Source organism: Nocardioides sp. P4_G4, from assembly GCF_056401085.1.
In genome coordinates this window covers 1-9,271 of the sequence record NZ_JBFUKA010000126.1, presented here as the reverse complement: position 1 = coordinate 9,271, position 9,271 = coordinate 1, and the positions used below count along the sequence as shown (strand labels likewise).

Sequence of the window (9,271 nt, the reverse complement as noted above, 5' to 3'; positions counted from 1 at the left end):
GTTGTTGCCCTTGGTCCGGTTGGTCCGGGTCTGCATAGATCGATTCAATCGCGGATCCCCTTGTCGGCGAGTCGTTTCAGGGCAGCTTGAAAGGCCGTGTTCGGGCTCGCGCTCGGCAACGCGGCGCACACTTCGGTGAGCGCCCTGTCATCATCGCGGCCCAGAAGCATCGAGTAGGCGGTTCCGACCGTGGGCGTGCGCGACTGAGCTGCAACACAGTGCACCAGCACAGTCTTGCCCTCGCCCCGCAGAGCGGCGACCGTCTCGGCGGCGTCCCGGATGACGAAGTCCAGGTTCGGGTTCGCCGCTGAGTCGCTCACATCGATCAGTCGGAATCCGATGCTTTCGACGCGGTCAGGGATCTGTCTTCGCCCGACCAGGCACAGGCTCACCACAGCGTCGATGCCTGGCGGGAGCTGGGCCAGTGCTGTGGCGGACGCGAGCCAGACGCCGGAGTCGTGGGGGTGGCGCACGAGCGTCGCTGAGCCTGCTTGCCAGCCCGTGTAGTCGATGTGGTCGATCAGCGGCCAGCCGTGATGACCCGGCTCGCCACGCGAGGCGGCCAAGTGGCCCACCTTCTCCAGCCCCTTGGCTGTGGCTCCGGGCCAGCCGTGAAGGATCCGGCGCCAGCGTGCAGGTACGGCGCTGGCGCCCCACCGCGCGCCAAGCAGGGCGCCCGCAATTGCGGCCACGGTGTCGGTGTCGTGACCGATCCGTATGGCCGCCCCCAGCGCGTCGCCTAGGTGCGCGCAGGGGTTCGTTTCAGGTACGGGCGTGTGGTGAATGGCAGACCAGGCGGCTTGCAGGGCACCCACCGCCCAAGCGTTCGTGGTGAACGCGTGGGGAGCCTGGGCCTCGGCCTCGGCGAGGACTTCCCGCCAGTACGTCGGGTTCGGGCTCCATGGCTCGATGTCAGACCAAGTCGGCAGGGTGCCGGTCAACACCGCGTGCCGGATCATCAGGCACCAGACAGCACATGCCTCCTGAGCGACCTGCTCATGGTGGGTGAGCGCTGAGACCGCCATCGCCGTCTCCACCAACGCGTCCGGATCATCGAGGAAGGCCAGTGCGACCGGGCCGGTGCGCATCAAGGAGCCATTGCCGGMGCTACGCCCTCGTCGTTCATGAACGCGCCGGGCGGCTTGGGCCATCGCGGCTCCAGTGGGATTCGAGCCCGCCAGGTGCAGCACCTCAGCGGTCTGCATGCCGACGTCGGGCGGGCCGTCCGCGTACCAATCAGCGAGCCCCCGGGCGATCCGGTCCAGCGCTTGCGGCGTACGCAGATCGTGGCCGTCCGCCGCCACCACCGCGATCGCCATCGCCTGAGCCGTGTCGTCGGTCCACTCCCCCGGCGCGAAGTTGCCGAGACCGCCGCCGATCATCTCCGGAACCAACCCGTCCGAGATCGGAGCGAACTCGTAGCCGGCACCCAACGCGTCGCCAGCAGCTGACGCGACGATCACGCCGATCGCACGGTCGAGTTGCGCTGACGTGAGCTTCATCGGGCCGCCAGGATCTGCTTCGCGGTCGTCTTGACTCGGAACCGGTAGCCCTTGGGCGGGCCCGACCACCCGGACTCGGCCATGGGCAAGGCCATGGCGGCGCGGATGTAGGCCGAATCGATGGGGAGGTTGCGCTGGCGCACCGCCCGCAGGGCCGACCAGCGGATCGACGCGAGCGGTGACGTCAGACAACGAATGACGATCCCCTCCGGGCACTGGGGATGACGGAGCGCAGACCGCAGTTCCACGTCTTGCCCGTCGAGCATCTGCCGCAGTGTCTCGCTCGGCAGGAACGCCAGTTGGAGGTACCGCGCCTTCGCGTACCCCGGAGGCGCCTTCTGGTAGCCCTTCTTCGCTGCGTCCACCAGCAAATCCACGAGAATGTCTCCCCGCTTCGCCAAGCACTCGAGGTCCCATGCGCTGGGACGCGCCACCAGGAACCGCATGGCACTCACCAAGGGCCAAGTCGGGTCACTGAGGACCCGCCGCTTGAAGTCGGACACCGCGATGAACTCCACTGGACAGTCCGGCCGGTAGAGACGGGCCACCTCATCAACCACACTCAGATTCGTCATGCTCCCCCACCATTCTATGCACACCGCTCACTTTGCATGAATCTCATCGTAACACACAATGTTGCGTCACGATCTTCCCATGCTATGYTGCGCGCATAGAGTCGGACGAGCGGGACAACCCTTTCCCGCGAAGGAGTAGCAGGTGGTGACCTCACCGAAGACAGGCGACATCGAACTCGGCCGCACCATCGCGAACCGCCGACAAGAGCTCGGCATGTCCCGCAAGGAACTCGCCGAGGCAACCAGCCTCTCCTACCCCTACATCGCCCAGATCGAGACGGGCTACCGACTGCCGTCGAGCCGCCATCAGGTCCCCATCGCCAAAGCACTGGGCCTCTCCCTTGACGAACTCTTCGGGACCGAGGACGAACTTCAGCCGGCCACTTCGCGAAGACCGGAACGTCGGCGCCGGTCCTCGCTCGAGGAAGTCATCTCGAACGCAACCGCCGAGATCGAGTCACTGCCACCGGCGGTCAGGCTTGAAGCGCTTTCCCGAGTGCAGCTCAACATCATGACCGGCGTCACCGAAGTCCATGCCAGGAGCAAGTGAATGAACACATCAGAGCAGGCACAACCCCTGCGGCCCGCCGCACTCGTTCGGTCCTACCTACCGATGATCATCGCCTGGTGCGAAGCGGACAAGACTGGCGAGAGGTTGGCGGATCTCCTTGACGCGGACATTTCGAAGGCAGCGTTTGGTCTCGCCCCGGGAATCGCCTTCTTCCGCCTGGTGGAAAGTCCTACGCGACCGAAGCACTACGCCGCCACGACGTATACCGTCCGGCAGCACAAGGTGWGGCTCACCCAGGAGTGGTTCGACAAGCACGTCCCCAAGTTCCTCACCTTCCTCCTGGCGAAGGGCCTACTCAGTGCAGAGGAAGCAGACGCGCTGGCCGCGACGATAGGASCAGCCTCCGCGAGCCCGAAGTCGACCAAGGGCTCCGGCAAGAAGGTGAAGCGGTATCCCATCCAGGACGCCCAGAACCTTGCCATCAGAACCGTCCTCGACCGCACACACCTCGGGCCGACCGCCGAAGAGTGGCTCGCGACCGTCAATAAGTTCGGTCACGCATGCGCGTACTGCCGCGTCGATGCTTCGAAGCTGGAGAAGCCGCTCGTCTTCGAGCACATCGTGGGTATCAATAAGGAGGATCTCGGGGAGAACGTGATCGGTAACGTCGTTCCTGCATGTGCGCCGTGCAACGACGCCAAGGGCAGCACGGACTACCGGGACTGGATCGCTACCTCACCGCGCATCGCGGATGCACCGGCAGTGCTCGCCTCGATCGAGGTTCACATGGCTACCCACGGCTACGTATCACTCACGGAGCTGTTCCCCGAAGAGAATCGTCAAAGAATCGATATCGCCATCGCACAGCTCCGCGCTGAACTGGATGCGGCTGCGACCCGATGCGCGAAGATCATCAAGAACCTCACGACGGAGAGAGAGGATGCCAGCGCGACGAAACTGCGGTCGCCCAGCGTCCTGGCCGAGAGGATAGACAGTGCCGTGGAGTAGCTGAGTTCCCGCTGCAGCCGCGACTCTGCGTCGAAGCATGCCGCTGCCCGTGAGAGGGCCGCGCACCTTAAGATCATGAATCTGGTCGCTCCGGCAAGCAGCGTCGGCCCCGACTTCGGAGCAGTCGGCGGCGCTGGCGAACTCCGCTCCATCGTCGGCGCACTCCTGACCTACGGCGTGATCACCGCCGTCCTCATGCTGGTTGTCTGCTCCGCCACTTGGGCGCTCGCATCGCACTCCGGCAGCTGGCATACAGCGCAGAAGGCAAAAGTCGGCATGTTCGTCGCGCTTGGTGGCGCGGCCCTGACCGGCGCGGCGTTGACGTGGGCGAACTGGCTGCTGGGCATCGGCGCTCACCTGTAACACGTCCGCCCGCGTCGACAGGAGAACCCTGATGTTCCGCCTCCGCAACCCCATGCTCTTGCCGCTCGACATCAACATCAGCCCCAATTCGAACGGTCTGCCCGGCATCAGCCAGCTGCGCCACATCGTCGGCGCTTCGATGACCGTCGGCCTGGTGCTCGCGGTACTCGCATTGATCATCTCTGCGATCGTGTGGGCCCTCGGCGCGAACTCCTCCAACCCGCACCTGGCGGGCCGTGGGAAGCTCGGTGTGCTCGTCGCCCTCGGCGCGGCCATCGTGTGTGGCGCCTCGGTCACGCTGGTGAACTTCTTCTGGAACGTCGGCCAGTCCGTCGCCTGAGGCCAACGTCATGGCTGTCTGTGATGTCCCGGTGATCCGCACCGTCTGCAATGTTGCCGGCGAGGCGGCCGGAGCGGTGGTGACCGCGCCGTTCGAGTGGCTCGCCCGGGCGATGGGCGGCGCTGCGGAGTACATGTTCGAGTCCGTCTGGGACGTCATCGACTCCACGACGTACGTCGACGTCACCAGCGGCGAGTACACGAAGGTCTACAACATCCTCTTCGGGATCGCGGTCTTCGTGATGCTCGGGTTCTTCATGCTCCAGGTCATCGGCGGCATGATCCGCCGCGAGCCAGCGGCCCTCTCCAGGGCCGCGCTCGGGCTCGCCAAATCGATCCTCGGGTCCTTCGTTGCCCTCACCCTGTTGGCCACCGCACTCGAAGTCACCGACCAGCTGTGCATCGGCATCGTCAACGCGGCCGGCACCAACATGAACGAGATGGGCGACAAGATCGCCGTCCTCGCCGGAGGGCTCGGCGCGATCAACATCGCAGCCCCCGGCGCGGGCGCCGTACTCACGTTCTTCCTCGCGGGCCTCGCCATCACAGGCGCGCTGATCGTGTGGATCAGCCTGCTCGTCCGCAAGGCACTCCTGCTCATCGCGATCGTGTTCGCACCGATCGCGCTCGCCGGGTCGAGCTGGGACCACACCCGCACATGGCTCTCGCGCTGGGCAACGTTGGTGATCGCCATGATCCTCTCGAAGGTGGTCCTCGTGGTGATGTTCCTGCTCGCCACGGCTCAGGTCTCCGCACCGATCGACGCCGATCTGGAGTCCGTCAGCCAACCGATCGCCGGGGTCGTTCTGATGCTGATGGCCGGGTTCGCGCCGTACATGTCCTACAAGGCGATCTCCTTCATGGGCTTCGACATGTACCACGCGATGTCGGCCGAGCAGGAGGCCAAGTCCGCCCTGAACCGCCCGATGCCGATCCCGCTCGGACGCCGTGGTGGCTCTGCGGAGCCGGCGAAGGTCCTCGGGGGCGGATCGCGCGGGGGTACGTCGAGCGGAAGCGGGCCCTCGGGCGGTAGTCCGACCACCGCTCCCAGCGCATCCGGGTTGGGTGGCGGCTCCACTGGTGCGAGCGCGGGCGGCTCGGGTGGCGGTGCTGTCGCTGTTGGAGGCGCCGTGGCAGCGGGCACCGGCGTGGCCAAGAAGGCGGCCGCGGCCGGCCCGAAGCTCGGGAACTTCGTCGCAGCTCAGGCCAGCGGGCATGGGGAGGTGAACCAGCCATCAGCACCGTCGCCAACGCCGCCCAACGTGGCGGACTCCGAACTCTTCGGAACCCGGAATTGATCCCCGATGACTGCCAACAGCGCTGCGGACTCGCAATTGTCGCCGGTGAAGTTCTCCCGGCTGAGCAAACGCGGCGTCCTACTGGGGCTGTCCRGACTCCAGCTCACGATGACGGGCATCGCCGCCGCGAGCCTGGTGCTCGGCCTCTACGTCGGCGCCGTCATCGTCGCCGTCCCGATCGTCATCGTGTGCGCCGCGCTGGCCTTCGTCAGCCTCGGCGGCCGCAAGCTCATCGAGTGGGGGCCCATCGGCGCCCGATGGTTGTGGAGATCGGCTGGTGGCCAGCTCATCTACCGGCGCCGCGTCGTGAAGCCACGGCCTGCCGGGACCCTCGCCCTGCCCGGTGATGCTGCCCGCCTGCGGCAGTGGGTCGACCCGGGGACCGGCGCGGTGATGGTTCACGACCCGTACGCCGCCACCTTGACCGCGGTCGTGGGTGTCTCGCATCCCGCGTTCGTGCTCCTCGACCCTGCCGAGCAGGAGCGCCGCGTCGTCTCCTGGGGACGAGTACTCGCCTCCACCTGCAGATCCGGACGCTTGGCGTCGGTGCAAGTCATGGAACGCACCCTCCCCGATTCAGGGAAGGGCCTCGCCCAGTGGTGGGACAGCCACGGATCCAAGAGCGACACCTGGACCTCAACGACGTACGGCGAACTCATCGACCGCGCCGGACCCGCTGGCGAGCGGCACGCCAGCACCATCTCGATCTCTCTGGACATGAAGGCATCCGGCCGTGCCGTCCGGGCATCGGGAGGCGGGATGAAAGGCGCCGCGGCCGTACTCCGTCAGGAGATGTCCACCCTCGTCGCTGCTCTCCGTTCTGCGGACCTCTCCCCCGGTGACTGGCTGACTCCCGGTGACCTCGCTCTGATGCTGCGCTCGGCGTACGACCCGGCCGTGGCAGGCGCTCTCGAACGCCACGGGGACCTCGGCCGCGACCTCGCCACGGCAGGACCTGTTGCTATCAACGAGTCCTGGGGCAGCCTCCGGGGCGACTCTGCCCACCATTGCGTCCTGTGGATCAGCGAATGGCCCAGGTCGCTGGTCTTCCCCGGCTTCATGGCGCCCCTCCTGCTCTCGTCGGGGATCAGTCGGACCTTCACCCTGCTCTACACGCCCATGCGCACGGACCGTGCGGCGCGCGACATTCGGAAGAAGAAGACCGAGTACATCTCCGACGCCGCCCAGCGCCAGAAGATCGGCCAGATTGAAGACGCCCAGCAGTCAGCCGAGTACCAGGACGTCCTCCAGCAGGAAGCCGACCTCACCGCCGGCCACGGCGTCCTGCGATGCACCGGCCTCGTCGCGGTCAGCGCCAACGATCGCGACGAGCTCGAACGAGCTGTCGCGGCCGTCGAACAGGCGGCGATCCAGTCCTCGTGCGAGACCAGGCGGCTGTGGGGTCAGCAAGCCCAGGGTTTCCCCGCGGCCGCTCTGCCGTTGTGCCGATCGGTGTAGGCAAAATAGTCGCGACCCTAGCGAGCTTGGGCCGATGGACCACTGCACCGGACTTCGGAGTGTTTCGCTCAATCAGTTCGTGGAGCCAAAGGCGGCCCGCAGCCGCCGCGCAACGCTGGCGAAAGTTCGCCGTGAGTCGCGCAAGAAGCCCTCTACGTCACCACCTGCCTGCTCGAAGTAGTCAGGCGCCCGCCCGGTGTCGAGCACATGCTTCAACCCGTCGATCGCATCCGCCGCAACAAGCATGTGGTCAGGAAGATTAGCGTCGTGCTTGTGGATCCAGTCCAGGACTTTGGTGTCGAAGTTTCCGTCAGAAACCTTGGCCTGGAAACGCTCGGCGAATGCGCGCCATCCCAGGACCTCATGCCAAATCGTCGTCTCATGCGGTGACGCCGCGCCGAACATCTCGTCGCGCGCAGCCAACACCGCATTCCAGTCGACCTGGTGCTCTTCCTTCGCCATGGCAACACGATCGCACAAGCGTCCGACATCATTGCTGGCTCGCCTGCACCCGGAGAAGGTGCGCCAGTCACCGGGGCCTGGTACGGCTGCCAGGATCCCTGAGCAGGCCGTCCACGGCGCCGGGGGCCTTCGACGCGGAGTCCTGTGCAGAGTTGATCCAACCTGCTGACAGACCCCGCCGTCGTGCGGCATTCTCTACCCAGAACCCGCAGGAAGCCCGAGACTCTTGCGGGATCTTTTACGCCCGGAAGCCTCTCAGCTGCAGGGGGCGCCTTCGCAGCATGGCCGGCTGTATCCGCAGCCGCCACAGCGTTCGTGTGAGGTCTCCCAGCGCATCATCGTGCTGCAGTTCGGGCACGGCACTGTCAGATCTGCCATGACGCCAAGGTAGGTCGAGCATCGCTGCGGACGGTGTCGACACGGCGGGAATGCGCGCGCACCTTTTCGTTGAAGCAAACGCTCAGCGAGGAGAACCTGATGTCCGCATCCACCCGGCCATACGCGCACGCTGATCAAGCCCGTGATGCACTCAGGAGCCTGGCCCACGCGACCCGCGATCTGGAGGACCCCACCGAGATCTACGCGGTACTCGGGGAGTTGACCAACGGTCTCGCCTCCCTGGCGCAGTCGCTTCACCAGATGGGCGACTTCCACGAGGGACCGGCCCGCAAGCGGGTCTGGGTCACCGGTGATCCGAGGGCCGGTCGAGCCGCGTCGTACCAAGTTGCCTGGGAGCTCCACCGCGCCGCAGAGATGGTGCACYGAGTCGCCGCCGGGATCGACCGCGCCCACGAGGTCGAGTCAACGATCACCTACGACGTCCCGGACGTCCCCGCACTCGCGCCATCCCACGTCCTGCACCCGGCCCGAGGTTGTTCCGGTGACCCGCGACGGTGACGGCGAGCGACTCCATTCGAGCGTCCTAGTTGCTCCGCGGCGCGAAAAGCGCGCGGCACGCAAACGACGCGCGGCGTCAGCGCGAGTCCTGACTACGGCCGACCGCGAGCAGCGTCGCACGGCAGCCAAACGCGAACACGATGACTTGATCGCCGAACGACGCTCCACCGTTACACTCCCCCGCGGCGGCGAAACTGGGCCGGCGGCGTTGCGGACACCCGGCAGGTTCCGCCTCCAACGCCACCAGGACACATCCGCAACGCTCGCAGGTGCGTACCCGTTCCTCGCAGAGGGCGGCCTCGGGAGCGACGGCGTGTTCGTCGGCCAGGATCTCTACTCCGGATCCTCGTTTGTCTACGACCCGTGGGTCCTCTACTCCCGCGGCCTGATCACCGCCCCGAACCTGGTCCTCGCCGGCATCGTCGGCTCCGGGAAGTCGAGCCTCGCCAAGAGCCTCTACACCCGTTCCATCCCGTTCGGCCGGCGTGTATACGTGCCCGGCGACCCCAAGGGCGAGCACACCGCGGTCGCAGAAGCTGTCGGCGGGAAGGCAATCGCGCTGGGCCACGGCATGCCGAACCGGCTCAACCCGCTCGACGAGGGTCACCGTCCCGCCGGCCTCGACGACGTCCAATGGGCCAGCCAGGTCACCAGCCGACGGCGGGACCTGATCGGCGCCCTCGCCGAGACCGTCCTCGACCGCCGCCTCACCCCACTGGAACACACCGCCGTCGACCTCGCACTCGACCGGACTGTCCGCACCGCCGACGTACCCGTCCTCCCGATGGTCGTCGACCGCCTCCTGGCCCCGGACCGGGACGACGACCACGACGGTCGGCTCACCGAGGACGGACGCCT

The 9,271-nt window shown here is 66.6% G+C and carries 10 protein-coding genes and 1 pseudogene; 8 read left to right on the top strand and 3 right to left on the bottom strand.

Going from position 1 to position 9,271, the window contains the following annotated elements:
* Nucleotides 1–44 precede the first annotated feature (44 nt).
* Together AC1DQF_RS20225 and AC1DQF_RS20220 are read right to left on the bottom strand one after the other, a co-directional pair.
* Complete coding sequence (locus AC1DQF_RS20225) at nt 45–1,502, bottom strand: ADP-ribosylglycohydrolase family protein (RefSeq protein ID WP_477527023.1); 1,458 nt, start codon at nt 1,500–1,502, stop codon at nt 45–47.
* Nucleotides 1,499–2,077: a hypothetical protein gene (locus tag AC1DQF_RS20220; protein WP_477527022.1), complete on the bottom strand. Its 579-nt coding sequence runs from the start codon at nt 2,075–2,077 to the stop codon at nt 1,499–1,501. Before AC1DQF_RS20220 ends, AC1DQF_RS20225 begins: the two co-directional genes overlap by 4 nt.
* 142 nt (nt 2,078–2,219) lie before the next feature.
* Between AC1DQF_RS20220 and AC1DQF_RS20215 the strand changes: the two genes are divergently transcribed.
* The 6 genes from AC1DQF_RS20215 (at nt 2,220) to AC1DQF_RS20190 (ending at nt 7,054) form a co-directional block, all read left to right on the top strand.
* On the top strand, nt 2,220–2,627 hold the full coding sequence (locus AC1DQF_RS20215) for a helix-turn-helix domain-containing protein (protein WP_477527021.1): 408 nt from the start codon (nt 2,220–2,222) through the stop codon (nt 2,625–2,627).
* On the top strand, nt 2,628–3,596 hold the full coding sequence (locus AC1DQF_RS20210; RefSeq protein WP_477527020.1) for an HNH endonuclease: 969 nt from the start codon (nt 2,628–2,630) through the stop codon (nt 3,594–3,596). It abuts the gene before it with no gap.
* A gap of 75 nt (nt 3,597–3,671) precedes the next feature.
* On the top strand, nt 3,672–3,959 hold the full coding sequence (locus tag AC1DQF_RS20205; protein ID WP_477527019.1) for a DUF6112 family protein: 288 nt from the start codon (nt 3,672–3,674) through the stop codon (nt 3,957–3,959).
* A 31-nt stretch (nt 3,960–3,990) separates the two neighbouring features.
* The gene (locus tag AC1DQF_RS20200) at nt 3,991–4,299 is read left to right on the top strand and encodes a DUF6112 family protein (protein WP_477527018.1); all 309 of its coding nucleotides are present in this window, start codon (nt 3,991–3,993) and stop codon (nt 4,297–4,299) included.
* A gap of 10 nt (nt 4,300–4,309) precedes the next feature.
* The gene (locus AC1DQF_RS20195; RefSeq protein WP_477527017.1) at nt 4,310–5,596 is read left to right on the top strand and encodes a conjugal transfer protein TrbL; all 1,287 of its coding nucleotides are present in this window, start codon (nt 4,310–4,312) and stop codon (nt 5,594–5,596) included.
* Between the two features lie 6 nt (nt 5,597–5,602).
* Nucleotides 5,603–7,054, top strand: coding sequence for an SCO6880 family protein (locus AC1DQF_RS20190; RefSeq protein WP_477527016.1), 1,452 nt, complete (start codon nt 5,603–5,605; stop codon nt 7,052–7,054).
* 72 nt (nt 7,055–7,126) lie between these two features.
* Here AC1DQF_RS20190 and AC1DQF_RS20185 read toward each other — a convergent pair whose 3' ends face one another.
* Entirely contained in the window at nt 7,127–7,516 is a 390-nt protein-coding gene (locus AC1DQF_RS20185) for a hypothetical protein (RefSeq protein ID WP_477527015.1), read from the bottom strand.
* Between the two features lie 477 nt (nt 7,517–7,993).
* On the opposite strand from AC1DQF_RS20185, the gene AC1DQF_RS20180 reads away from it, so the two are divergent.
* Complete coding sequence (locus AC1DQF_RS20180; protein WP_477527014.1) at nt 7,994–8,413, top strand: hypothetical protein; 420 nt, start codon at nt 7,994–7,996, stop codon at nt 8,411–8,413.
* Nucleotides 8,397–9,271: pseudogene (locus AC1DQF_RS20175) on the top strand (ATP-binding protein); the annotation flags it as partial. The gene AC1DQF_RS20180 and the pseudogene AC1DQF_RS20175, both read left to right, overlap by 17 nt.